The 25,394-nt window shown below is 46.7% G+C and carries 19 protein-coding genes and 1 pseudogene; 14 read left to right on the top strand and 6 right to left on the bottom strand.

Features of this window, described 5'->3' with window-relative positions; all coding sequences use genetic code 11:
- Positions 1-94: 94 nt before the first annotated feature.
- Positions 95-1,288, bottom strand: coding sequence for a hypothetical protein (locus tag LKE33_01395; protein ID MCH3949580.1), 1,194 nt, complete (start codon positions 1,286-1,288; stop codon positions 95-97).
- A gap of 276 nt (positions 1,289-1,564) precedes the next feature.
- Between LKE33_01395 and LKE33_01390 the strand changes: the two genes are divergently transcribed.
- From LKE33_01390 to LKE33_01370, 5 genes and pseudogenes are all read left to right on the top strand, one after another.
- Entirely contained in the window at positions 1,565-2,458 is an 894-nt protein-coding gene (locus LKE33_01390) for a dihydrodipicolinate synthase family protein (protein ID MCH3949579.1), read from the top strand.
- A gap of 16 nt (positions 2,459-2,474) precedes the next feature.
- Positions 2,475-4,061, top strand: a complete 1,587-nt coding sequence (locus LKE33_01385; GenBank protein MCH3949578.1) for an L-serine ammonia-lyase, iron-sulfur-dependent, subunit alpha — start codon at positions 2,475-2,477, stop codon at positions 4,059-4,061.
- A gap of 26 nt (positions 4,062-4,087) precedes the next feature.
- Positions 4,088-5,257, top strand: a complete 1,170-nt coding sequence (locus tag LKE33_01380; protein ID MCH3949577.1) for an iron-containing alcohol dehydrogenase — start codon at positions 4,088-4,090, stop codon at positions 5,255-5,257.
- A 321-nt stretch (positions 5,258-5,578) separates the two neighbouring features.
- A pseudogene (locus LKE33_01375) lies at positions 5,579-6,625 on the top strand (ethanolamine utilization protein EutH).
- Between the two features lie 226 nt (positions 6,626-6,851).
- Positions 6,852-7,553 carry an FCD domain-containing protein gene (locus LKE33_01370; GenBank protein MCH3949576.1) on the top strand — a complete coding sequence of 234 codons (702 nt, stop codon included), beginning with the start codon at positions 6,852-6,854 and terminating at the stop codon, positions 7,551-7,553.
- Positions 7,554-7,649: 96 nt separating this feature from the next.
- On the opposite strand, the gene LKE33_01365 is transcribed toward LKE33_01370, so the two are convergent.
- The 3 genes from LKE33_01365 to LKE33_01355 are packed head-to-tail and all read right to left on the bottom strand — an operon-like array spanning position 7,650 to position 11,563.
- Positions 7,650-8,816 carry an amidohydrolase gene (locus LKE33_01365; protein MCH3949575.1) on the bottom strand — a complete coding sequence of 389 codons (1,167 nt, stop codon included), beginning with the start codon at positions 8,814-8,816 and terminating at the stop codon, positions 7,650-7,652.
- Positions 8,817-8,843: 27 nt separating this feature from the next.
- A complete protein-coding gene (locus tag LKE33_01360; GenBank protein ID MCH3949574.1) occupies positions 8,844-10,241 on the bottom strand; it encodes a hypothetical protein in 1,398 nt (465 codons plus the stop codon).
- Positions 10,242-10,261: 20 nt separating this feature from the next.
- Entirely contained in the window at positions 10,262-11,563 is a 1,302-nt protein-coding gene (locus LKE33_01355) for an L-serine ammonia-lyase, iron-sulfur-dependent, subunit alpha (GenBank protein MCH3949573.1), read from the bottom strand.
- A 424-nt stretch (positions 11,564-11,987) separates the two neighbouring features.
- On the opposite strand from LKE33_01355, the gene dpaL reads away from it, so the two are divergent.
- Positions 11,988-13,181 carry a diaminopropionate ammonia-lyase gene (gene dpaL / locus LKE33_01350; protein ID MCH3949572.1) on the top strand — a complete coding sequence of 398 codons (1,194 nt, stop codon included), beginning with the start codon at positions 11,988-11,990 and terminating at the stop codon, positions 13,179-13,181.
- A gap of 321 nt (positions 13,182-13,502) precedes the next feature.
- On the opposite strand, the gene LKE33_01345 is transcribed toward dpaL, so the two are convergent.
- A complete protein-coding gene (locus LKE33_01345; protein ID MCH3949571.1) occupies positions 13,503-14,444 on the bottom strand; it encodes a LysR family transcriptional regulator in 942 nt (313 codons plus the stop codon).
- A 118-nt stretch (positions 14,445-14,562) separates the two neighbouring features.
- Here LKE33_01345 and LKE33_01340 point away from each other — a divergent pair, with 118 nt between their 5' ends.
- The 4 genes from LKE33_01340 (at position 14,563) to LKE33_01325 (ending at position 19,135) form a co-directional block, all read left to right on the top strand.
- On the top strand, positions 14,563-14,862 hold the full coding sequence (locus LKE33_01340; GenBank protein MCH3949570.1) for a UxaA family hydrolase: 300 nt from the start codon (positions 14,563-14,565) through the stop codon (positions 14,860-14,862).
- A gap of 13 nt (positions 14,863-14,875) precedes the next feature.
- Positions 14,876-16,036, top strand: coding sequence for a UxaA family hydrolase (locus LKE33_01335; GenBank protein MCH3949569.1), 1,161 nt, complete (start codon positions 14,876-14,878; stop codon positions 16,034-16,036).
- Between the two features lie 18 nt (positions 16,037-16,054).
- Complete coding sequence (locus tag LKE33_01330; protein MCH3949568.1) at positions 16,055-17,281, top strand: dicarboxylate/amino acid:cation symporter; 1,227 nt, start codon at positions 16,055-16,057, stop codon at positions 17,279-17,281.
- A gap of 507 nt (positions 17,282-17,788) precedes the next feature.
- On the top strand, positions 17,789-19,135 hold the full coding sequence (locus tag LKE33_01325) for an MATE family efflux transporter (protein MCH3949567.1): 1,347 nt from the start codon (positions 17,789-17,791) through the stop codon (positions 19,133-19,135).
- A 164-nt stretch (positions 19,136-19,299) separates the two neighbouring features.
- Here the strand turns inward: LKE33_01325 and LKE33_01320 are convergent, their stop codons facing one another.
- Positions 19,300-20,181, bottom strand: coding sequence for a M48 family metalloprotease (locus tag LKE33_01320; protein ID MCH3949566.1), 882 nt, complete (start codon positions 20,179-20,181; stop codon positions 19,300-19,302).
- A 783-nt stretch (positions 20,182-20,964) separates the two neighbouring features.
- Between LKE33_01320 and dctP the strand changes: the two genes are divergently transcribed.
- From dctP to LKE33_01300, 4 genes are all read left to right on the top strand, one after another.
- Positions 20,965-21,999, top strand: coding sequence for a TRAP transporter substrate-binding protein DctP (gene dctP, locus LKE33_01315; protein MCH3949565.1), 1,035 nt, complete (start codon positions 20,965-20,967; stop codon positions 21,997-21,999).
- A gap of 15 nt (positions 22,000-22,014) precedes the next feature.
- The gene (locus tag LKE33_01310; GenBank protein MCH3949564.1) at positions 22,015-22,533 is read left to right on the top strand and encodes a TRAP transporter small permease; all 519 of its coding nucleotides are present in this window, start codon (positions 22,015-22,017) and stop codon (positions 22,531-22,533) included.
- Complete coding sequence (locus LKE33_01305) at positions 22,530-23,807, top strand: TRAP transporter large permease (GenBank protein ID MCH3949563.1); 1,278 nt, start codon at positions 22,530-22,532, stop codon at positions 23,805-23,807. Before LKE33_01310 ends, LKE33_01305 begins: the two co-directional genes overlap by 4 nt.
- 71 nt (positions 23,808-23,878) lie before the next feature.
- Positions 23,879-24,520, top strand: a complete 642-nt coding sequence (locus LKE33_01300) for a lactate utilization protein (protein ID MCH3949562.1) — start codon at positions 23,879-23,881, stop codon at positions 24,518-24,520.
- The last annotated feature ends 874 nt before the right edge of the window (positions 24,521-25,394 follow it).

The following is a 25,394-nucleotide window of genomic DNA, read 5'->3' as shown; positions in this document are numbered from 1 at the left end:
CAAAAAAGACTCGAAGTGATTGAAATCACCTCGAGTCTTTTTTGTCGTTATTTAATTCTAAATGTATGGGTTAAACACAAGAAGGGGGTTGTAATTATAACATAGTCGAAGCAAAGATATACAACCAGTGCGCAATAATTCCAGCACAAAGGCCGGCGACTGTATGCGTTAAAACTGCTTTGCCAGCAAGGTCACGGCATCCAAGAGAATCCATCATTGCAACATGAACAGATAAGTATCCACTAAAGGTCATGCCCATAGCGGTAAACACGGCAATGTCATTCGGGCCAATCAGATTGGCCGCCAAAAAGTCTGTTACCAGACCCAACGATGCTCCAACGGATCCTACTGCAGTGCAAGGGAATGCAATTGCTTCAGGTGAAGAGAAACCAAAAAGCGGATCAAGAATAAAACTAAGCTTTTCGGCAATTGCAGGAAGAAGTGCAATTCCCTGCATTGCTTTTCCGGTGTAGGCTCCTGAAGCGGATGGACCTCTCGTGAGCATCATAACCAGCGTGCAAATGATAACGTTGCCAGGAATGATGGACAGACCGATATCTACGCCAGATTTACCGCCATCCAGCAGAGAACCCATGACTCGACTGAAAATTCCTCCTTCACGAATTTTTCGTTCAGTCATAATATCGTAGGACTCTTGCTGTTCTTCGCCTTCATCCACCATTTCATTTGCTTTGTCCCCATAGTATTTGTATGAGTATATTGCCATCAAGCGAACGCTGATGATTGAGGCACAAATTGCAGCAATATTGCCTATCAGTACGGCCACGCCGAAGTGAATGTCAGCAGAAAGCCCGAGCATGAATGTCGTTACAGTCAAGCCCATTGCAAATGTAGCACCTAAATTGGAAAGCAATGCTCTTTGTGCATATGTGAAATATTTTATGAAACCTTTATCACGGCCAAGAGAAACGATAGCAGGGCTGTCTCCCATGTAACAAGTGACAATTCCCAAAGCAACTGCGCCAGGGAGATTGTACAAGGGTTTCATAAGAGGAGAAAGAATTCGGTTCAATAAAGCAATAACACCGAATTCCGACATCAGACTGACTAATCCTCCCGTAAGAACCAGAATACCTGTCAGATACCAAATTGTATTAATCATCAAATCCCATGCAGTGTTGAACATGGTGGAAAACATATTGCTGATCCCCATGATTGACCCAAGGATAGCAAAAAATATAACTAATACAGCTAAACAAACGAACGTACCGCGGTCTATGGCCGGGACAATAAGATTCCTTGATTGAGTCTTCTCCTGAGTGCTCATTTGACACCTTCCTTTTTTAGAACGAAGAGATTAAACAACAAAAATGATTAAACACAAATCATTAATGATTATCTAATAAAATAGTATTACGAAAATTTTCAAAAGTCAAGTAACTTTTAAATATTAGCAATTATCGTGACAAATCAATCTTTAAATAGAAAAGTAAGCTGCCTCGAAATCATGACGAAATATTTATTTGACAAAACATTAATGAAATGGTAAATTACAAATAGATTAAACACGAATCAAAATAGATTAGTGAATGGAGGCTTGTAGATGAATTCAAAATTTGTTGGCGTATATGCGGTTGTTGTGACTCCGTTTTTTAAAGATGGACGATTCGATTTTGATTCGGCAAAAAAACATATTGATTGGCTGATTGAAAAGGGTGTGCATGGACTTTGTATTTTAGGTGCAACGGGAGAATATCAGAGCATTACTGACGAAGAACACAAGGAATATGTTGAAACCATTGTTCCTTATGTCAATCATCGGGTCCCGGTGATTGTGGGTGTTTCACGTGAACGTCCGGACGATGTTGTAGATCTAATGAATCATGACGCCAAGTATGGTGCTGATGCGTGTATGGCATTGTCCCCGTTTTATTGTCATCCTGCACAAGATGAAATTGTTGCCTTCTACCAGTATCTGAGTGATCACACGAATATTCCGTTTGTGGTTTATAACAATCCTGGATCAGCGGGGGTTAACATCGAACCTGCAACGTATAGAAAACTCCTATCTATCCCCAGAGCTGCCATTGTTAAGGAATCTACCGGTGAAATTCAAAGGCTCACGGAAGTCGTCAACGAAGCTCCGGAGACGACAAGTGTGTTCTGCGGATGTGATACTCTTGCTTTTGAAAGCTTTGCTTCCGGCGCCTGCGGATGGATTAGCATGGGAGCCAACTTTGCACCGCAAGACTGCGTAGCTATTTTCGATGCTGTATGTAAGGAAAAAGATTACGCCAAAGCCAGGGATATCTATCGGAGAATCTTGCCGCTCCTTGAACTTCTGGAAACATTCCCAAAACCCGTACAGGTTAATAAATATATCGTAAAACACTACTGCGGTCTGGAATCAGGATATGTGAGAAGACATCGTCTCGAACTTACGAATAATGAAATTGCTTATGTCGAAAAACTGGCTTCTTCTATTGAGTTCCGCTGAGAGGAGTTAGATTAAAATGGAAAAATTGCCTTGCAGCATCTTTAATGACGTACTTGGTCCTGTTATGCGCGGCCCTTCCAGTTCTCATGTTGCCGGAGCTGCGAGAATTGCAGCTCTTATTCGGCAATCTTTGGGAAATGATGTTAAAAAAGTTGTATGTGATTTTGATGTCAACGGATCTCTTGCAGCATCTCACACCGGTCATGGCAGCGATATGGGTTTTGCATGTGGCTTGCTTGATATTCCACTGGCAAGCCCTGAAGTAGACCGCTATGAAGAACTGCTAAAGGAAAAGAATATCGATGTAGAATATCGTATCCTCGATTATGGTGCTGTTCATCCTGGTAACTACAGGGTTTCTGCTGAAGGAAAAAACGGTAAGAAACGCAATTGGGAAGCTATTTCCATTGGCGGTGGAATGGTAGAGATGCAAAAGCTGGATGGCTTTAAGGTTCAAATTCAGGGCGATTTCTATGAACTCCTTGTCTATTTTGACCTTTCTCAGAAGGCACTTTCTGCTTTCCAGAGCGCTGCAGACCGTATCCTTCCTCCCTATGAATTTCGTTTACCTGATGAAAATGGGAAGAAAGCCATCGTTAATTGGAAGTTTGCACATCCTCTTTCCCCTGAACTTGTAAAGAAAATTTCTGGGATGACGGGTGTTACGGATTGTTTTACTCTGGATCCTGTGCTGCCGACACTTTCGAGTAAAGAGAGCAATGTACCTTTTTCGAGTGCGGAACAGTTGATTAATTATTCCAAACGACATGAACCCATGGATGCCTGGAAATATGCTACTCTGTACGAGATGCGTCGCGGTGGTAAGTCCGAGAATGAAGTAATCAAGCAGATGGATGAAATTCTTTCCATCATGGAAAAAGCAGTCGATACAGGGCTTAGGGGAACTCAGTATCGTGACCGTATCCTAGGGGTTCAATGTTCCAAGATTGAAGAAGAGAAAAAGAGATTGGTTCCCGATCCTCTTGTGAATGCAGTTATTGCGCAGATTACAGCTGTAATGGAGTGCAAGAGCTCCATGGGAGTTATCGTGGCTGCGCCTACTTGTGGTTCCTGCGGCTGCCTTCCCGGCACACTTCTTGGCATGGCTAAGATGCTGGGATGGTCTCGTCAGCAATTGATTGAAGGACTCTTTGTGGCAGGGCTCGTTGGGGTATTCTTCGCTGAACAGGCAACGTTCTCAGCAGAAGTTGCGGGTTGTCAGGTGGAATGTGGAGCCGCTTCGGGAATGACTGCTGATGCAATCGCAGCTATCATGGGAGGCAGTATTCAGGAATGCCTCGACGCTGCTTCTGTAGCGCTGCAGAATATTACCGGTCTTGCCTGCGATCCTGTGGGCAACCGTGTAGAAGTTCCCTGCCTTGGAAAGAATATCATGGCCGGCACTAATGCCATTGCAAGTGCAAATATGATTCTTGCAGGATATGACAAGGTAATTCCTCTGGATGAGACCATTAAAGCTATCCTGGAAATCGGTCTCTCGCTTCCCTTGGAATTACGCTGCACTTTCGGCGGTCTTGGCAAAACGAAGACGGCCCGTGAGATTCTTAAAAAGACGGAAAGACATTTTCTTCCCGAAGAGTAATTGTTCAGTTTGAAAGGATGACTAGAATGGTAAAAGTAGATACTTATATTCCGACACGAATCGTATTTGGCGCAGGTCGGCTCAAAGAGTTAGCAACCGCAAAACTTCCTGGTAAAAAAGCTCTGATCTGTGTGACGGAAGATGGCTTGATGAAAAAACTGGGTATCCAGGATAAAGTTGAGGAGTACCTAAAGGAAAATCATGTTGATTACGTGGTCTATGACAAGATTACGCCGAATCCGACCAGAAAAGGTGTTATGGAAGCAACGACCCTTGCCAAAAAGGAAAATTGCGACTTTACGCTGGGCCTGGGCGGAGGAAGCAGTGTGGATACTGCAAAGGCAGCTGCCATCATGTTGAAGAATGACGGTGATATTTGGGACTATGCAAACACTGGCTCAGGCGGGAGAAAAGAAGTTAAAGGTGCAGCACCTATTGTTACAGTCTCCACGACCTGTGGGACCGGGACGGAAACTGATCCGTACGCTGTCATTACTAACGAGAATACGGGAGAAAAATTGGATTTCGCTATGGATGCTATTTTCCCGACCATTTCCTTCATCGATCCTGAACTTATGCTGACGCTTCCTCATAAACTGACGCTCTATCAGGGATTTGATGCCTTGTTCCACGTTTCGGAATGCTATATTTCTAATGAACATAGCAATCGTCTTCTTGATGTTTACTCTACGGAAGCTGTTAAAACAATCAACAAGTGGCTCCCTGAAGTGGCAAAAGACGGAAACAACTTGGAAGCTCGTTCTTGGATGGCCTATGCGGCAGATATTTTAGGCGGTTACACTCAGTCTATTATCAATACGACATCTCATCACATTATTGCGCAGACAATTGGCGGACTTTTCCCGAAAGTTGCTCATGGTTTGTCTCTGATTTTTATCGCGGAAGCTTATTACAATAAAGTTAAAAAATTGAGACCAGAGCTGCTTGATGAATTAGGTGAAATGATGGGCGTTAAAAAAGATCCTACCTGCCCTGGGAATGGTTTTGTTACGGCATTGACTCGTCTTATGGATGAAACGGGGGTACGCCGTCTGGCAATGTCCGAATATGGTATTACTCCAGATGATTTCCAAAAGATTGCTGATATCACGGTTGACAGCACTAAAATTGATTGGGAGCATTACACAATCACAAAAGAAGACATTGTTGATATCTTAAAAGAAAGCTATCGCTAATTAGTCAGCCATATCATGATAAAAGGGAGCCGTGAAGCAATGATGATTCATTTCTTCACGGCTCTTTTTTTATGTTTAGATGAGTTTAGAAAGACAGGTTTGTCCAAAGGGGGAAAACAACAGAAACATTCGTGTCGCCTGTATTCAATGCGTTGTTTTGTGTTTTTCTGGATGCACCTGTTAAAAGAATTTATGAAAAGCATATAACCTCGTACGGTGATTTAAGAGCAGATTCTAAGGTCTTTATTGTATTTGAAGGGGATAAGAGGTGAAGAAATGATTTTCTATCATTGTCTGATGGGATGTATCCTTATATCATTCATGCTTGCTATTGTTGACCTTTTTCGAGGGAGTCCTTGGGGTATAGGAGAGGAACTGCGCAAAGGTTTTGATATGGCAGGACCTCTGCTGCTTCTTGCTGGCGGGTATATCTGTTTGGCTCCCGTACTTGCCGATTTCTTAAAACCGCACTTACTTCCCTTGTCCAATATCCTGGGTGTAGATCCTTCTTTCATTGTGGGTCTGTTTTTGGCCGTTGATTCTGGCGGAGCTCCTCTTGCCGCTCAAATTGCCAATGATCAGCAGTTAGGTATCTTCAGCGGCTACATTGTAGGGAGTGTTTTAGGACCTACCTTAACTTTTACAGTCCCTGTTGCCCTCATGGGGAAAAATCGAGAGGAATCTTTCCCTTTGATTCAGGGGCTTCTGGCTGGCATCATTGCTTCGCCGGTGGGCATTTTTGCCGGGGGAATCCTGATGGGACTTTCCATACCGGTTCTTACACGGCAGATGATACCCTTGATTGCCTGCGTATTACTTCTCGCCGCCGCCCTGGTAAAATTTCCGCATATTATGGCTTCCTGCCTTGTATATGTAGCGCGGTTAAGTCTTATGATTACTTACGGAGGGCTCGTGTGCGCCCTTGCACAAAAACTCTTTTCCTGGTCGATTCTTCCAGGATTGCTCCCATTTGATGAGGCGGCCGTCATTATCGGAGGTATTGCTTTACTGCTTGGAGGAGCTTATCCTTTTGTCTGCATCCTTTATAAGCTTTTTCGGCCTTGCATAAAAGCTTGTTTATCTATTTTCCACCTTTCTGAAGAAGGAACAAGCGGCATCATGATGACCCTTGTAAATAGTATGGCAACTTTTACCCAGATGAGAAGTATGCCGAAACGTGATGTGGTTTTGAATACGGCCTTTGCTGTATCAGGGGCATGAATGCTGGGAGATCATTTGGGATTTGTGGTACAAACTCATCCCGACGTAGTTATCCCCGTTATTTTGTCTAAACTGGGGGCTGGCATAACTGCACTTTTTCTTGGTAATCTGATTATGAAATACGAAAATGCGGGTAATATTAAATAACACAATAAAAAGAGAATTTTATTAAGGCGGGCAAGTATGCTTATTTGCCCTGATTTGCTTGAACTTTACTGAAAAAAGCAAAAGGTTGGGACTGTGAAAAATGATTTTCATTGCTTCACAGTCCTTTTTCTATTCTTGAGATTTTGGTTAAAATTATATAAAATGAGTTGTGTCTCATCATAATAAATATGCATTATTTTGTATATGTGAGAGGAGAATGGCTTCGTTGAGAAAAAAAGAAAAATTAAGTATTCGTCAATTGCTCGAAACAATGAGTAAGGAGAATTCTCCCGTTGGGGCAATTTATTTAAGTCATATTTTAAACGTACCTTCTGCTACGGTTGGAAGGATGATGAAGGAAGCTGAAAATGAGGGTCTCATTGCAAGTGTTAGTAATAAGGGAAGATGTCTGACCGAAGCAGGCAAGGATTACTTGCATCAGGAAGAGCTAAAAAACGAAAAAAAGAAAATTGCTTATGAAATTATTCGTGCTACAAACAGTACACAGAAAAAATCCTTGGAAGAAATTCTGGTAGTACGTATCCTTCTTGAAACTTATACCGTTCGTGAGGCTTGTAAAAATCTTACTGATGAAGATCTCAAAGAATTAGAATATTTAACATTTGAACAGCAATACAAGGTCCGTAATGGCGGAACCGGGAGCGAGGCTGACCTGCAGTATCATTTGAAACTTGCTGAACTTTCCCACAATAGTACGATATATAAAATTTTAAAGTTGATTCTTACGGAAAACAGCGTATATCAGACATTCACTAAAATTACAAATGTTATGCATCTGGAAAAATTATCTAATCATGTAGCCATAACCGACGCACTCAAAGAACGAGATGCTGATAAAGCTGCAGAAGCTATGAAAAAACATTTGCAGTTACTATTGGAACATACACGTAAATATTCCGAGAATTAGAGGGATAGGTTTAGGCAAGCTTAAATTATTTGCTATTACAAACGCAGGGCTGTGAAACAATGCGAAATCATTGCTTCACAGCCCTGTTTTAGTTATTTATTTAAGTTCATCCTCATAGGCACGCACATACTCAACAAAGTAATTCACACCTAATCCCAAGGCTCTTTCATCGATGTCGAAGTAAGGACTATGCTGCGGATATCTTCTGTTTTTGTCCTCGAAGCCGCCGCCTAAGAGCAGCAGGCATTTCGGCACTTTATACTTTGCGAAGTCTTCGCCGCCCATCTGTAGTTCCCAATCGATGATTTTGTCCTTGTCAAAGACTTTGGCGCAGGCGACGCGTCCGGTCTTGACGCAGTCATCATCGTTGATCATGGGAGGCGGGCCAAAGTGGTAATCTACTTTGATGTTCGTTCTGGACGTTTCGGCGACGCCTTTTGCGATTCTTTCGAGAATCCCGGGATAGGCGTTCCGCAGGTCATCGTTGAAGGTTCTGGTCGTGCCCTGAAGGTGAGCGGTTCCCGGAATGACGTTGGAAGTCGTGCCGGAATTGAAGGCGGTTACGCTGATTACGGCCGGTTCCAGGGGACTGACTTCGCGGCTTACTACCGTCTGCACTTCGTTGACGAACTGAGCACCCGCCACGATGGGGTCAATGGTCTGGTGCGGCAGCGCGCCGTGGCCGCCCTTGCCTTCAATGTAGACATCAAAGGTATCAGCGGCACTCATGACCGGCCCGTAGCGAAGGGAAGCACAGCCAATGGGAATCTCGCTCCAGATATGAAGCGCAATCAGGCGGGAACATTCATTGACCAGAGGATCGTTTTTCATGTAGTAGGCACCGCTGTCGTCGATTTTTTCTTCGGCAGGCTGGAAAATAAGTCTCACCGTGATGGTGAGTTCATCTTTCATCTTTGCCAGCATCTTTGCCGTACCGAGCAAAATCGTGATGTGAGTATCGTGTCCGCAGGCATGCATGGTGCCTTCATTTTGGGATTTGTATTCGCAGGAACCGAGCTCTGTGATCGGCAGCGCATCGATATCGGCCCGGATACCGAGAATTTTATCGGAGGAGTGCGGCCCCTTGATGGTCGCAATGACACCGGATTTCGTGGATTTCACATAGGGAATGCCTAATTTTTCCAGGTATTTGATAATGTATGCCTGGGTTTCATATTCGTGCCACGATTGCTCCGGATGCTCATGCAGATAGCGGCGCATTCCCACCAGTTCATCTTGTATACTTTCAATTTCTTGTTTCACATCCAATGGAATTACCTCCTCTTACGATCAGAATGGACCGTAATTAATTTTAGTAGCCACGATCAGTGCGATGACGCAGACGACCGTTAATATCAGAAGCAGCGGCGTGACGAATTTCCACCATTTCTTCAGCGGAATGCCGGCGATGGTCAGGAAAATCAGCAGGGTACCGCTTGTAAACCAGGCGGAGTTTGTTAAGCCATCACCAAACTGGAAGGCCAGAATCATAGTCTGACGCGTCATGCCGACGAGGTCGGCGAGCGGAATCAGAATCGGCATCAGGGCCATTGCTTTTGCGGAACCGGACGTAATAAGTCCGTTAAAGAGGGCAATGACAACCATGACGGCAATCGGCGTAGCGTATTTCGGCATCGCCATCAGCGGTTTGGAAATGGCGTTGATGATCGGGTCGATGATGGCAGATGCAGTCAGAATCCACTGGATACCTCTGGCCAGGCCGATAACAAGGGCCGGAGTGAGACCATCTTTGGCACCGGCAATGATGATGTTTACAAGATCATTGGCCTTGACACGATTGATGACGCCGGCTGCAACTGCAGTGAAGAGAAAGCAGGCGGACAGGTCATTCATGGACCAGCCGAAACTGGATACACCCGCGATGGAAGCGACGAACGTAACCAGGAAAACGATGAGGGACAGCTTCTGGCGGCCATTCATCGGATTGCTCAGGGCTTCACTGTAGTCCACATGGAATTTGCTGTCATCAAGGTCAGCCGTGAGTGATTCGCGCTTCCCGTTTTTTACGGATCTCGCGTATCTCAGTACATAGATGTACATAATGATGTTTGCAATGACCAGCAGGATAAAGCGGAACAGGAATCCGGAGAACATCGGCAGTTCTGCGATTTCGTCCGAGATGCCGACCGTATACACGCTCGTAGGTGAGAAGGAGAAGCTGATCATGTCGATCATGGCAGAGCAGGCTAGACCTGTCATCAAATCATATCCCAGGGCAATACAGAGGGAAATGACAATCGGGATAAACGGCACAATCTGTTCGTTCCATCCCAGAAAACCACCAAGGCATCCGAAAATGATCATAATGGCAACAAGAATCTTTTCGGAGCCCAGCGTGTCAGACTTTGCAAGGACACCGGCCATGGCCTTATCCAGGGTACCGGTTCTTTTATAGACTTCGATGCAGCCTGCCACCAGCATGACGAGAAACATCATGCTGGCACTGGACACCAGGCCGTTAGGAATCGCCTGGAACAGCGCCTGCGGCCCGAGATAAACCTTAGGTACCGGATGGAATGAATTTGCAATGACTACAGTACGTCCGTTCATGACCTGTCTTTCAAAGGCGCCCGGTGCAATGAAGAAGGACAGTACCCAGCAGGCAAAAATGACGCCTGCAACAATGACAAACGCATTGATTGAACCCGTCTTTTTCTTCTTTTCCATATTCAATTCTCTCCCCATTTTTACAAAGCTTTAGAAACGTCGATCTTGTGGATCATCGTGTTAAGTACGGCAATATCCGTTTCCTTCATGCCGATTTTCCCCAGATAACCGATGTTCTTGATTGTATCTTCCACATTTTCTTCCACGAGGCCTTCGCCGCCCTTAAAAGCATTGCCTTTCATCGCCATTTTATGGGCGAGGATAGCGGCCTGGAGACTGGAAGCAATCTTTGCGGCACAGCTCGGTTTTGCACCATCGCAGACAATGCCGCTGACGTTAGCCAGCATATTGGTAATCGTCCTGCCGATAGCTGCTTCATCACCGTCAGCCAGGTATGTAATGGCGGCCCCGGATCCGCAGGAGGCACTTACAGCACCGCAGAAAGCGGACAGCGGACCGATGTAATGCTTGATATAGATGGAAACCAGGTTGCTGACAAGAAGCGCACGGTATCTCTTTTCGGCGCTGGCCTTCCATTCTTTCGCATACACTACAACCGGCATCGAAACGGTAATGCCCTGGTTGCCTGAACCGGAATTGATGACAACCGGTTTCGGGCATCCGCTCATGCGCGCGTCAGACCCGGCGGCGGCCGCAGCAACGGCCCTCGCCTCCACAGTATCTCCATAGATTTCTTTGATTGTCCGGCCGACCTCAGCACCCCAGGGGTGGGTCAGACCTTCGTTGGAAATAGCGGTATTCATTTCAATCTGTTTGTCGAGAATGGCTTTGACTTTTTCGATAGGCACTGTATTGGCAAACTCCAGGAGGCCGTGCAGCGACATCTTGGTACGGTCTCCTTTTTGACCGGATTCAGACACGTCGTTTTTCTGATCAAAGAGAGTTTTCCCATCTTGTTTGATCAGGGCAATATTCGTATGGGTTCCGGATAAAATGACCTCCGAAGAATGGGCCTTTCCTTTAAGCATCACGTCGATGTAAAGCCCGGGGACCCCTTCCACAAGTTCGACATCACAGACATTTTTTGCAACTAACTCTTTACACGCTTCTTTGTCAGCGTCAGTTACCCTGGCAATGACTTCAAGAACGCTGTCCGGATTACCGCCGACAATCCCTAGTGCAGCGGCAGCGGGAATCCCTTTTTGCCCACCGGAATTCGGGACAGTGACCCCCTTCACATTCTTGATGATGTTGCCTGAACATCGTACTACATAAGATTGTACGTCTTCTGGCAAGTAGGATTTTGCTTTTGCGGCAGCGTAGGCGATTGCGATTGGTTCAGTGCATCCCATAGCAGGTATCAGTTCTTCTTCTAAGATCTGTATATAGTTTTGGAAATCAGCTGCGGCTATTGACATCATTAACCATCTCCCCTAGTATGATGATTAAATTATATCACGCATAAGAGAAAAAGTATGTAAATTTGAGAAAAATGGAGGAAAATTGTAAAAATAAGATAAATTTTGCTAATTATCCAGATAACATATGAATTAACTAGGATTTTGCAAGGGCTTCTTATTTGCTGACAACGGAAAGAGTATTTGGAAAATAGGAAAAGATTTGTAATGAAGTAGAAAAATGAGGCGTTTGCAGGCGCTGTTTTCCCTCTTTGCAATTTTTGTAAAAATGAAATAGCATATAACAAAGTACGTGGGAGCATTCGGAAGATTTATTGTCTTAAGCAAGTTCCAGAATCCGAAGTCGGATAAAAAATAATGGATTTATAAAAATTGGCATGGCTTTTGTATGCCAGACGTATCGAAAAATATGGGAGGAGATGAACTTATGAAAAGAGATTTCCACATGGTTCACAGGAATCATGAAGGCCAAAAATGCAGTTTGGATTTTCTCAGCAAAGATGTGGAAGAGAAGGTCCTCAGATACCATCGAACCTTCCCCGTTTACAAGGAAACGCCGCTTGTTTCTTTAAAAGATACGGCCCGTGCACTGGGTATTTCGTCCATGTATGTGAAGGATGAGTCCTATCGCTTTGGCCTCAACGCTTTTAAAGTTCTGGGCGGCAGCTATGCAATGGGGCATTACCTGGCCGACCGGCTCGGCATCGATATAAAGGACGCGACTTATGCCAGACTGACGAGCGATGAAACCCGCAAACTGCTGGGTGATATCACCTTTGTGACCGCAACAGACGGCAATCACGGACGAGGCGTGGCATGGACGGCCCGGCAGCTGCATCAGCATGCTGTAGTCTATATGCCGGAAGGATCTAAACAGGAACGCCTCATGAATATTCGTGCGGAAGGGGCAGATGCCACGATTACAGACATGAATTACGACGATGCCGTTCGTCTGGCAAACCGCAAGGCGAAAGAAAATGGCTGGGTCATGGTTCAGGATACAGCTTGGGAAGGATATGAAGAAATTCCCCGCTGGATTATGCAGGGATACGGAACGATGGGAATTGAAGCGTATGAGCAGCTGCCTGAAAAACCGACCCATATCTTCATCCAGGCTGGTGTTGGATCTTTGGCAGGTGCCATTACGGGGCTGTTTTCCTCCATTTATGGTGACGAAAAACCGATCATCGGCATTGTGGAGCCTGATCAGGCCGACTGCCTCTATCGTACCGCAAAGGCAAATGATGGAAAGCTCCATTCGGTAAAGGGGCATATGCGCACCATCATGGCTGGTCTTGCCTGCGGTGAGCCGTGCAGTATCGGGTGGCAGGTGCTTTCGGATTATGCAGATTTCTTCATCTCCTGTCCGGACTATGCGGCGGCCCAGGGAATGAGAATTTTGGGTAATCCTATGGGACACGATCAGAAAATTATTTCCGGTGAAAGCGGTGCGGCTGCCTTTGGCGCCGTGAGCGAAATTTTGAGGAATCCCGAACTCAAGGAATTTAAGGAAGCACTGGAGCTCGACGAGAATTCCAAGATTCTCTTCTTTAATACGGAAGGGGATACGGATAGAGAAAATTACCGCCGTATCGTTTGGGACGGGCTGTATGCAAAATAAAGTGCGCACAAGGATATCTGCTTCAACGGACAGCGAAAGGGACTGCGAAAAAATAAAAAAGCGCCTTTGGCTTATAGCATTTAGCCTCGTTTGCAGCAGTGTGGTAAGACTTTTGATTCAAATAAAATAATAAAAACCTAAGATTTAGCACTTAACCTAAATCTTAGGTTTTATTTTTATAAGTTCGTAGAAAAATGCCCTGACAATTTTTCTTCCACGGGCGGCTCGCGGCCAGCGACCGAACAGCGAAAAGGAAAATTGTGGCTTGAGACTCAGCAAGATAAGTTCGTCTTGATTTCCTTATTTATCTTTTAGCAAGTATCAGCTCATTTTCGATGAGAGCGGGAAAAAGTCCATAAAGCGCCGCAGAGCAAAGGGAAGATACGGTTTGGTTCCTGTAATCAGGTAAAATTGACGAACTGCGATGTCAGAGTCGATTTTATAAAAGCGGAGGGGACAATGGGGAGAGATGCTTCGGTCGCTGATGAAGGTGGCAGCAAATCCATGCTCTGCCAAATGTAAAGCTGTAATCATCTGGGAAATCTCAAGTTTTACTTTCGGATTCAGTTCGGCCTGATGAAACAATTCGTAGGCACGGTCATGGAGGTTATTCCCTTCGGAAAGCATGATAAATTCAAGATCCTTAAATCGGGAAATCGGAAGGCTGGGGCAGTCGTCTTCCATATGGCGTCCAGCAGCGATATCACCGGCGGACAGGGCAAACGGATGCAGCTCATTGTTGATGGGATGTTCCTGCGGGACTCCTATCAGGATATGGTCAGTAAAAGCAGGAGAACTTTTGATAGTATGGACGATTTTTTCATCACAGCTCAGTGTCACGTCAATCTTTTGCTTTAAAAGATCTTCTTCCAGATGCTTGGCACTTTTCTCATAGATGGTAATACGGATGTGAGGATACTGCTGACTGTACCGGGTAAGGACATCAGGAAGAATATAGGCATTGATATAATGGGTCCCGCCAATGATCAGTTCTCCTGTTTCCAGGTGTTTGACGTCCTCCAGATAACGGGTAAAATTGCGTTCCCTCATCTCAATGTCCTCTAACATGCCGATATATTCTTTGCCGGCTTCTGTAGGAATCATTTTATGGGGCGTCCGGGTGAACAGGGGAACGCCCAGTCTTTTTTCTATTTTATGAAGAGAAATGCAAAGGGCAGGAGAGGTCATGTAGAGCGCATCCGCTGCTGCCGACAATGTTCCCTTTCGATAAATTTCAAGGATATATTTGTCATCTGCCTGCATAACTGTTCCTTCCTAATTAAAAAATATTTAATAAGCTTTTAATAAACATAAATTGTTTTTACTGTAGCCCTATTATATGATGAACATACAGAAAATTCAAATAGGAGCGCGATACAAAATGATCAACGCATTGCTGATGGATGCCAAAGATAACGTCGTTACCTGCGTAGCTGCTGTTGCTGCGGGCGAACTTGTCAGCTATATGGATGGGGATACCTTGAAATCCATAACAGCGGAGGAGGCTATTCCTTTTTGCCATAAGATTGCACTTTGCAATTTGGAAAAAGGCGATGTTGTCCTGAAGTACGGCGAAATGATTGGAAGGACGACATGTCCGATTGAGGCGGGGCACTGGGTTTCCGATAAAAATATTTACAGCGTGCCCCGTGATTACGAAAGTGAACTGGTCAAGGAATAAGGAGGAAGGAATCATGCAGATTTGGGGCTATAAGAGACCGGAAGGAAGAGCGGGAATCAGAAATCATGTTCTGATTCTGCCGACTTGTGCCTGTGCCAGTGAGACGTGCCGGGTGGTTTCGAGCCAGGTAAAGGGAACCAAAAATATCATATTCAATACGGGCTGCTCTGATGTGGCTGCCAATACGGAGATGTCGCAGAGAATCCTGACGGGATTTGCGACGAATCCGAATGTCTATGGCGTGGTCATCATCGGGCTGGGCTGTGAGACCGTAGGTCATGCCGCGCTGCGGGACAAAATCAAGAAGATGACCAGTAAACCGGTAGTTTCCTATGGAATTCAGGAAGAAGGCGGAACCGTTAAAACTGCTGAAAAAGCCATCCGTGCCGCTCGGAAAATGGTAATGGACGCTTCGCTGCAGCAGCGTGAACTGGTGGATATCTCCAATCTTCTCCTTGGCATCGAGTGCGGCGGATCGGATGCGACGTCCGGCATTGCCAGTAACCCGGCCGTAGGTGAACTGAGTGACCTGCTCGTCGATTTAGGTGCTTCCACGATTATGAGTGAATCCATTGAATGGATCGGGGGCGAACACGTACTCGCCAAGCGCGCCGCTTCCCCGGCTCTTCACAACGCCATCATCCGCATTTGCGAACGGTACGAAGAGCATCTGAAACTGGCCGGACAGGACTGCCGCGCAGGCCAGCCGACACCCGGCAATAAGGCCGGCGGCCTTTCTACAATCGATGAGAAAAGTCTCGGCTGTATCCGGAAGGGCGGAACACGTCCTATTGTGGAGGTACTGGACCAGGCCGTAAAACCGTCCAAGACGGGGGCTATCGTCATGGATACGGCAGGGTATGATATTTCTTCCGTCACTTCCATGGTGGCTGCCGGATGCAGCGCTGTTATCTTTACGACGGGGCGGGGAACCCCGACAGGCAACGCCATTGCTCCTGTCTATAAGGTGACTGCCAATGAAAATACGTATCGCCGGATGGAAGACAATATGGACTTTGACTTGAGCCCCATTATCAAAGGTACGAAAACCTTTAAGGAATGTGGGAAAGAGCTGCTTGAAGAAATGAAAGATGTCTGCAATGGGAAAATGACAAAAGCGGAGATTTATGGATTCTCTGACATTGCAGTAGATCATATCTGCCGTTTTGTGTGAGGAAAGGAAGCGAAAATCATGGGATTCTTCTTTAAACCTTGGAATCGCCTGAGCCTGTTTACCCGCATTATGATAGGCTTTGTTGTGGGTATTTTGCTGGGGCTGGTCATGGGCCCTGAAGCAGCAGTGCTTGCACCTCTTGGAACTATCTTGACGAAACTTCTTACGATGGTTGTGGCACCCCTCGTCTTTACGCTGCTCGTCTGTGCAGCGGCCGATGTAGGTGACGGAAAGAGATTGGGACGAATCGGCGTCAAGACAGTCATTATCTTTCTGGTAAGTACCGCCGTTGCTATCGTGCTGGGTCTTGTTGTTTCGAACGTCATGAATATCGGGTCCGGCGTTTCTCTTGTCGATATTTCTACCGCAGCCAAACCTAAGACCGTGGAGAATGTATCGTTCATTAATACGCTGCTCAATATTATTCCGAAGAACGTCTTTGAATCGCTGGCAAAGATGAACTTGCTGCAGATCATTTTCTTCTCCCTCTTCCTGGGATTTGCACTTCTCAAGATAGGCGATAAAGGAAAGGCTGTTCTTGAGTTCTGCCGCAGCGGTCAGGAAGCGATGAAGGAAATTACTAACATCGTGCTCGAATTCACGCCCTATGGTGTCCTTGGCCTTATGGCGACGGTCGTAGGGAAGAACGGAACGGCAATCTTGATTCCGTATCTTAAGACGATTGCGGCACTCTATATCTGCTCCTTGTTCTACCTGATTGTTGTACAGGCCGGGCTGATGGTAGGCGTTATGTCGCATGTGTCCCCGGTGAAGTTCTTAAAGACCATGAAAGAGGCTATGACCTTTGTTTTCGCGACGTGCTCCAGTGTAGCGACAATTCCGCTGAACCTGGAAGGTGTCAAGAGACTGGGTGTTGATGAAGAAACTGCTAACTTCGTCATTCCTTTCGGGGCCGTCATGAATATGAACGGGACCGCTATCTATGAAGCCGTAGCCGTTGTATTTACGGCACAGATTTTCGGAGTGGATCTTACTTTTACGCAGCAGATCATGATTATGCTGTCGGGAACCCTGGCATCTATCGGGACTGCCGGTATTCCTGGCTCCGGTCTCGTGATGCTGACTATCGTTCTTTCATCGGTCAATCTTCCTATGGAAGCTATCGGCCTTTTGGCAGGCATCGACCGTATCCTGAATATGGGCCGTGTTGTTCCTAACATTATGGGTGATGCTGCTACAGCGGTTATGGTTTCCAAGAGTGAAGGAACCTTCAGAGAGAATTGAGTAAAAACAGTTTGTTGCTGAATCGAGAATACCTGTAATTTTGATGACAGATTCGATCTATCCCCCTAAAAACGAATCAAGAAGGCCAACGGGAACGTCCTGTTCTCGTTGGCCTTCATGCTTTCCGCAGCCCGCCGTCCGCTTCCCGCCCGTGGAAGAAAAATTGCCAGGGCATTTTTCTAAGAACTTATAAAAATAAAACCTGAAATTCAGGAGAAGTGCTAAATTTCAGGTTTTATATCATATTTTACTTGAATTAAAAGCTTTAACACACTGCTATCGCCAAGGCTAAATGCCATAGGCCAAAAGCGCCTTTCATTGCCTTCCGTTGGCTGCAGCCAATTGCTATCTGCAAGCTAGCTGCTGACAGCCTCCTGCTTCAGCCGACAATTTGCCCGCACGATTGTACTCCCCACTTACTTCTGTTCTACCGGTACTTTCTCCCTCTGGACGTATAGCGTATAATGAAACCAGGGAAAAGGGATATGCAAAGGGTGAGTGGGTATTATGAGTCGTTCCGAAATTGATATGCTTCATGGGTCTTTGACGAGACCTTTATTCAGGTTTGCCGTTCCGGTGGCTCTCATAGGAATTCTGCAGCAGATGTTCAATACGGCAGATATTCTTGTGCTTGGCCGTTTTGTCGGGACGGAGGCACTGGCAGCTGTGGGCAACAATGCCCCCATTATTGGCATTCTGGTCAATCTGTTTCTGGGAATTTCCCTGGGGGCCAATGTTCTCATTGCCCGCTTTTTGGGCGGAAACCGTCTTAAGGAAGCCTCCGAGGCCATTCATACGACGGTACTTATGGCTGTTCTGACAGGTCTTTTTATTCTTCTTGTCGGAGAAATTTTTGCGGATCCGCTTATGGTCTGGATGGACGTGCCAATGGAAGTGCGTGATGCCTCGGAACATTATCTACGCATTTATTTGCTTGGCATGCCGGGGATGACACTCTATGATTTCTTCTCGGCTATTTACCGCAGTCATGGGAACGTACGGACGCCCCTGCTGGCTCTTTTGACGGCAAGTATTGTCAACATCGTGGGAAATCTGGCGGCCGTTGCCTGCGGTCTTGGTCTTACCGGCGTGGTGGCTATGACGGCCATTGCCAATTATGTCAGTTCCGGACTCCTGGTTCGGATGCTGCGGCATGGCCACGGTGTCCTGCATTTTTATCCGGGTGCTATCCGGGTTCGCATGAATGATATCAGGGAGATTCTTCGCATCGGGGTGCCAGCCGGCATTCAGGGCATGGTCTTTAATCTTTCCAATCTGGTCATCCAGTCAGCCATCAATAGTGAAGGGGCTCTTGCCATGGCGGCATCGGCAGCTGCCTTTGTGATGGAAATCAATACCTATCCGTTTATCATTGCTTTTGGCCAGGCAATTACGACTTTTACAAGCCAGAATTATGGGGCCGGGAACCTGAAACGGTGCGATGAGATCGTGCGGAGGGGCATGAAGCTGAACTTCATTTTCACTTGCATCCTCACAGGTATTGTATTCCTCCTGGCGCGTCCTTTCCTGGGATTCTTTGGGCTTAGTGAGGAAGGCGTAGAACTCGGTATGATGAGAATCCATCTGATTATAGGATTCTATTTCCTTTGCACGATTTACGAAAGCATGGCCGCTTCCATGCGGGGCTTTGGCAATTCCCTGCCGCCGGCTGTTGCTATGCTGGTGAGCATCGTCGGGAGCCGCCTTCTGTGGCTTTACACGGCCTATGCAGCGAACCCGACATTTCGGAATATTATGTACTGCTACCCGATTAGCTGGATCGCAGCCGATGTACTTATCGGGGCCTTGTTCTGGAAAATGAAGAAGGATGGGAGAATGAGTGCAGCGAAGTGACAATGCATGGGCGCAATCATTCTTAACCATGTGTCGATAAACCGTCAGCCAGTGATATATTGGTAATTGCATAAAAATAGTCCTCGCACCTGGGCAATCATTGCCTGGGTACGAGGATTTTTTCAACACGACGAAGCGCCTCCGCTCACTGAGGCAGGTGCCTTTTACTCTCCAACGCCGTTTTGCACCATCTCAGCTAACCGCTCCAGCCGATCCCTTGTCAAAGGATGGTCCGAGAAAAGGGTGGCAAGAAATCCGGTCTGTTCATAGGCTCCGTTCTGTGTGATAGCTGACAGGGCAGCGTAAAGTTCGGCGCCAAGACCGATGCTGCAGGCATAGCGGTCGGCTTCGTATTCATTCTGTCTTGAGTTGTAAAGTTCCAGCAAATGAATTGGAAGTCCCATGCAGGCGCTTGTAATGCGGATCAAGACATTGAAAACGAAAACAAAAAGGGCAATAAGAAAACCCAAAATGGGGATAGCAAGGAAGAGACTAAGCACCATGACGATGATGCGGTAGAGAAAATTTGAAACGGCGAGGGGCATGCTCATGCCATAGCTTATGAGGAGCCAGCGCGTGTGGCGGTGCTGAAGGTGTCCCATTTCATGGGCCAGAATGCCGCTGATTTCGGGGATGGGAAGAGCCGAGAGAACCGGCCTTGTGACGACGATATTGTTATCCCCGATGGCGTAAGCATTGAGCTGTTTTTTATTATCTACGAAGAGATGATAATCTTCTCTTTCCGCATGTGCACGCTGGAAAATTGGCGCCGCGGCGGCTTCCAGAATATCCCGTTCCGTTCCCTTTGCCTTCCTGACGCCCATGAGGTAGATGAGAAAGCGCTGGAAGAAGGGGAAGCGACTCAGGATAGCCGGTATGATGAGGCACATACAGAGCCCCGATGACTGCAGCATGGGTGAAGCATTGAGCTCGGCCATGGAGGAAGGCGGCAAAATCATGGCAGCCAGGCTGTAGAAAAAGAAAACATATATGGACAGAAGAATATAGTCCAGACCAAATTGAAGAATCAGTAAGAATAAGTTCAACGTAGGAACCTCCCGGTATGATTGTCCTGCTTATTATAGCATATCCGCAGGTTAGCAGACGTCCACTCAAGCCAAGTCAAATCTCCAATTAGGGTACCAGCCCCTATCGCGACCTCCTTTCAAGCCGCCTTAATTAAGCCAAACCGTAAGGTTTGGAATTCCTCTAGGACCTCCTTTCAAGCCGCTTCGCGGCTTCGAAAGGAGGAAGAACCACGAAGTGGGGGAGGATAGCTTTTTTCTTTCGCCGCCCTGGGCGGCCACAGCGTCACAGCATTTTTTTGCGCGAAGCGCCACAGCTTGCTCAGACGATTGTACTAACCGCTACAAACTAACCACTCTCTCATGTTTTCTCAAAACGCACAAATTACAAAAATGTTGTCACTTACTTTACATGTTTTACTGAAACAAGAATATATATCAAATAAAATGTTGACAATGAAGAAAAGCATGTTATAATTGTCCCAATATCAAATTTCAAAATTTAAAGGTAATGACCAGGAATAGCGCGAAAGAGGGAACTCAGAGAGCCGTCGGTGGGTGTGAGACGGTGCGACCAATAATTCGTGCTTCTCGCCTGCGAACCCCTTACCTGAAAGACATGAGTCCCTAGGGCAAGGCGCTGTGGATGCGTTACAAGGCCAAGAGTACAATGGTAGGGTGGTACCGCGAACCGTCGCCCCTGCTGGAAGAAATCCAGCAGGGGCGTTTTTAATACCTGAATATTTTTGGATACAGTATACAGCGGTCCCTGTCATTCAAGTTTGCAATGAGGAGGAAGTAAAAATGAAAAAAGGGAAATTCATGAAGATGGTGCTCACTGCCTGCATGGCCTCCATTATGGTGGTATCTGCCGGCTGCGGTAAGAAGGAAGCGAAGGATACGGGATCCGCGGGAAAGGGCGGAAAAATTGAGTACAAGCTCGCCTACCATTTACCGGCCGATCATCCCCTTGCCAAGAGTGTGGATTCTTTTATCCAGAAAGTAAAGGATAAGACCAACGGTGAAGTGTCTATCACGGCGTATCCGGCAGGCCAGCTTTATAACGATAAGAGTATGAACGATGCCATCATGACGGGCGGCGTCGATATGGGTCTCAACACGGTAGGACGTTGGGCCACGGTTGTTCCGGCCATGGAAGTTTTTGATGTGCCTTTTGTTTTCCCGGACTATGCGAAGATTGACCGTGCCATCGACGGCGGTATGGGCAAGATTCTGGCCGATGAACTGGCAAAGAAGCACGTGAAGGTTGTTTATTGGGCAGACTACGGTTTTGTACAGTTTGCCAACAATAAGAAACCCATCAAGACCCCGAAAGATTTTGAAGGCCTGAAGATGCGCGGTTATAGCGAACTTTCCTCGGAAACCATCAAGGCACTGGGCGCTTCCCCGGTAACGATGGGCTCCGGTGAAGTCTATATGGCTCTGCAGCGCGGTACGATTGACGGACAAAGTTCCGGTACCAGCGCTATGCGTGACCGCAAAATCTATGAGGTTGCCAAGTACCTGACCATTACGAATCATGCATCGCCTGAATTTATCCTGGCTATGAATGACCGTTCTTTCAAAAAGATGAACGCCAACCAGCAGAAGGCCTTCATGGAAGCAGCCAATGAAGTCCGGGACGAAATCCGTAAAAATGCAAAGGCCATGGATGAAAAGGGCCTCAATGATCTGAAGGCAAAGGGCATGGAAGTCTATGTGGTCCCGGAAGCTGAGCTTCAGGCTTGGCGTGACGCGACGAAATCCGTATGGGATACGTTCCTGAAACATACCGGCGAAATCGGTAAGAAGGTTCTGGATATGGCTGCTAATGCATGAGGGAAGGCGAGGTTCATGAAAGCATTTAATCGTTTCCTTGACGTCATAACGCGCATCACGGGCATTATGGCGGGTATCCTTCTCTTTATTCCCGTGTTTGCGATTTTCTATGAAGTCATTTCTCGTGGGGTCTTTAATCAACCCACAGAGTGGGCGACGGAAATTTCGACCTATTGTGTTCTCATGGCAGGATTTCTGGGGATGGGGACGGCCCTTGCCAAGGGCCGCCACATCCATGTCGATATGGTCATTTCCCATTTGTCAGAGCGCACGAACATCATTCTGCGCATTGTATCCTGCATCATTTGCATTATATTTACTGTCATTTTTTGCTGGAAGTCGGCTGAAATGGCGTACATGTCTTACGACCTGGATATGCTCGCTGCCAGTACCCTGCGCATGCCGCTGTGGATTCCGCAGTTATCCCTGCCGGTCGGGACGATTGTCCTGCTCCTGCAGTTTGTCCGGATGCTGATAGAAAATGTGCAGGCTCTTGCATCCCATGGTGAAAAGAAAGGAGGAGCGGCCGCATGATTATTCTTTTTACACTTGCCTTGCTGATCCTTCTTGCCATCGGTGTTCCTGTGGCCTTTTCCCTCGGAGCATCAGGCCTTCTGGGCATGCTGCTCTTTATGCCCGGCGACGGCGTCCTGGAACAGATTCCAATCCTTGCTTATAAGGCACTGGATGATTTCGTGCTGTGTGCCGTGCCGCTCTACATCCTCATGAGTGCCATTCTGCTCAAGGGACATGTAGGCTCCGACCTCTTTGAACTCGGCAATAAGTGGCTCGGTCACCTTCCCGGCGGTCTCGGTATTGCAACGATTGTTGCCTGCGGCATCTTTGCTGCTATTACAGGATCCAGTGTGGCCTGTGCGGTCACGATTGGGGCCATGGCAATTCCGGAAATGCTGAAGCGCGGCTATGACCGCTCTGTCGTTCTTGGTGCAGTCGCCGGCGGCGGGACGCTGGGCATCCTTATTCCGCCTTCGATTCCGATGATTCTCTACGGCTCCATTACGGGAGAATCCATTGGGCAGTTGTTCATGAGCGGCGTCATCCCCGGCGTTTTGATGACTCTTTTCTTCATTATCATTGTGGTGCACCAATCGAAACATCTGGCTCTTCAGCCCAAGGCACCTTTCAAGGAACGCATGAAGGCCCTCAGGTCATCCATTTGGGGCCTTTTCCTTCCGATTCTTGTTGTGGGCGGTATTTATACAGGCGCCTTTACGCCGACTGAAGCGGCTGCTGTAGGGACGGTTTATTCCCTTTTCATTACTTTTGTAATTTACCGGACCCTGAGCTTCCGCGACCTTCCGGGAATCCTCATGGATACCGTCGGAACTTCGGCCATGATCTTTGCCATTATGGTCGGAGCCTCTCTGTTCGGCTTCGTCCTTACCATCCTTCAGGTTCCGCAGGCCCTCACGACGATGGTGACAGAAGTGGATGTAAGCCGCTGGGTATTCTTCCTCCTGATCAATATCCTGCTTCTCTTTTTGGGGTGCATCCTCGAAACGGTTTCCATTATCTTTATTACCGTTCCTATTCTGTACCCGGTCATCAAACAGCTGGGGTTTGATCCCATCTGGTTCAACGTTGTGATGCAGATTAACATGGAAATGGCTCTTATCACGCCTCCTGTCGGCATGAACCTCTTTGTCCTCAAAGGCGTAAGCCCTGACAGCCGGATGGAAGATATCATCCGCGGGGTTATCCCGTATATCTGCGTCATGGCTCTGGGAATCCTTGTGATTTGCTTCTTCCCGGAACTGGCAACCTGGCTTCCCAGCATCGTGAAGTAGCGGCGCATTTTTCTATTCCTATCATGGTATAATAATAGGGCATTATTAGAAGTCTGACAGGAGGGAAGCACATGCTGCCGGAAGAAAAAGAACGCAACCGGAAGGTTGCTCAAAAAGTCATTGCGGGCCTCAGAAGCCGCAATATGGAAGGCTATTTTGTCGAGACAAAGGAAGAGGCACTGGGCCTTGCGCTGGATCTCATTCCGCAGGGGTCGAGTGTCAGCTGGGGCGGAACTCATTCTGTTGAGGAAATCGGTTTGAAAGACGTTCTTGTCCACGGCCACTATACGGTCTTTAATCCGTTTACGAAGAAAACTCCGGAAGAAAAACGGGAAATGATGCTGAAAGCCCATAGCTGCGATACATTCCTGTCGAGTACCAATGCCATTACGGAAGATGGCATCCTGGTGAATATGGACGGCAATTCCAACCGTGTGTCCTGCATTGCCTACGGTCCCAAGACGGTTCTCATGATTGTGGGTATGAACAAAGTTACGAAGAACCTGGAACACGCCGTCCTCAGGACGCGGAACGTGGCCGCACCTATTAATGCACAGCATTTTCCTCATATCAAGACCCCGTGTAAAGTAAATGGTGCCTGCGCTGACTGTAAATCCCCTGATACGCTCTGCTGCAACCTTCTCATCACGCGCTATTCCCGTGAGAAGGGACGCATTAAGGTGATTCTGGTGAACGAAAACCTTGGGTTCTGAGTGCTGACTTTGGATGTCCGCTAACTTAACTAAATGAAACAAAACGAACCCCGCACGCAATCGACAATTGATTACGTGCGGGGGTCGTTTTGTTTGCAGTAGATGATTTTTCCATAGCAGCTGCATTTGGCCTTCTTTGAGCGCCGCGAAGAAGAAGGGGAACGCTTGCGGTGGAAAATCAGTACGATAACAAGTGGCGGTACGAAAGAAGGAACACAAAATAGCAGCTCGTCCGGATGAAGTCGATTCTTTAATAAAATAAAAAATAAGGCACATGTTCAACTTAGAAAAGTGCAACTAAATATCATTATGTTTTTAATTTGTTTCTGATGGACTCTGATGCAAGACAGCCACAGATAAGTAACCTCCATTACGCCTTACTCCATTTCACTCCAATTTTTCATTTTCTTTTTATGGCTGGCACTGAAGATAGGCGCAGTTACGAGGAAGGCGGACTTAGGAACCCGAGATAATACAAAAATAGTATATCGAGTGGTTCCTAAGTCCGTCTGACACAATAGATGCGTCCATATTTCTGCGCCAGACATAAAAAGATTCCTTTAAAAAGCTCTCAGATAAGATGCGTGCGAGGCCAGCCGAGCACCAGATTATCTGAGGTGCCTTTAAAATACACTGACTCGACATAAGAAATCTACCTAGCGTGCGAGGTCCTACCAAGCACCAGGGAGAGGCAGGTGCCTTTTATCACAGATAAAAAATAGGAGCTGTGAAAAAATAAAAAGCGCTTTTGGCTTTTAGCATATGGCATTTAGCCTAGCCCGCAGCAGAGTGTTAAAGCTTTTGATTCAAATAAGATATGATATAAAACCTGAAATTTAGCACTTAACCTAATTTTTAGGTTTTATTTTTATAA

The organism is Acidaminococcus sp. (genome assembly GCA_022482815.1).
GTDB lineage: Bacteria > Bacillota > Negativicutes > Acidaminococcales > Acidaminococcaceae > Acidaminococcus.
This window is presented reverse-complemented; position numbering and strand designations above follow the sequence as displayed.

Coding starts and splice junctions, on each gene's coding strand:
- LKE33_01395 (MCH3949580.1), bottom strand. CDS start 1,288: ATGAGCACTCAGGAGAAGACTCAATCAAGGAATCTTATTGTCCCGGCC.
- LKE33_01390 (MCH3949579.1), top strand. CDS start 1,565: ATGAATTCAAAATTTGTTGGCGTATATGCGGTTGTTGTGACTCCGTTT.
- LKE33_01385 (MCH3949578.1), top strand. CDS start 2,475: ATGGAAAAATTGCCTTGCAGCATCTTTAATGACGTACTTGGTCCTGTT.
- LKE33_01380 (MCH3949577.1), top strand. CDS start 4,088: ATGGTAAAAGTAGATACTTATATTCCGACACGAATCGTATTTGGCGCA.
- LKE33_01360 (MCH3949574.1), bottom strand. CDS start 10,241: ATGGAAAAGAAGAAAAAGACGGGTTCAATCAATGCGTTTGTCATTGTT.
- LKE33_01355 (MCH3949573.1), bottom strand. CDS start 11,563: ATGATGTCAATAGCCGCAGCTGATTTCCAAAACTATATACAGATCTTA.
- dpaL (MCH3949572.1), top strand. CDS start 11,988: ATGAAAAGAGATTTCCACATGGTTCACAGGAATCATGAAGGCCAAAAA.
- LKE33_01345 (MCH3949571.1), bottom strand. CDS start 14,444: ATGCAGGCAGATGACAAATATATCCTTGAAATTTATCGAAAGGGAACA.
- LKE33_01340 (MCH3949570.1), top strand. CDS start 14,563: ATGATCAACGCATTGCTGATGGATGCCAAAGATAACGTCGTTACCTGC.
- LKE33_01335 (MCH3949569.1), top strand. CDS start 14,876: ATGCAGATTTGGGGCTATAAGAGACCGGAAGGAAGAGCGGGAATCAGA.
- LKE33_01330 (MCH3949568.1), top strand. CDS start 16,055: ATGGGATTCTTCTTTAAACCTTGGAATCGCCTGAGCCTGTTTACCCGC.
- LKE33_01325 (MCH3949567.1), top strand. CDS start 17,789: ATGAGTCGTTCCGAAATTGATATGCTTCATGGGTCTTTGACGAGACCT.
- dctP (MCH3949565.1), top strand. CDS start 20,965: ATGAAAAAAGGGAAATTCATGAAGATGGTGCTCACTGCCTGCATGGCC.
- LKE33_01310 (MCH3949564.1), top strand. CDS start 22,015: ATGAAAGCATTTAATCGTTTCCTTGACGTCATAACGCGCATCACGGGC.
- LKE33_01305 (MCH3949563.1), top strand. CDS start 22,530: ATGATTATTCTTTTTACACTTGCCTTGCTGATCCTTCTTGCCATCGGT.
- LKE33_01300 (MCH3949562.1), top strand. CDS start 23,879: ATGCTGCCGGAAGAAAAAGAACGCAACCGGAAGGTTGCTCAAAAAGTC.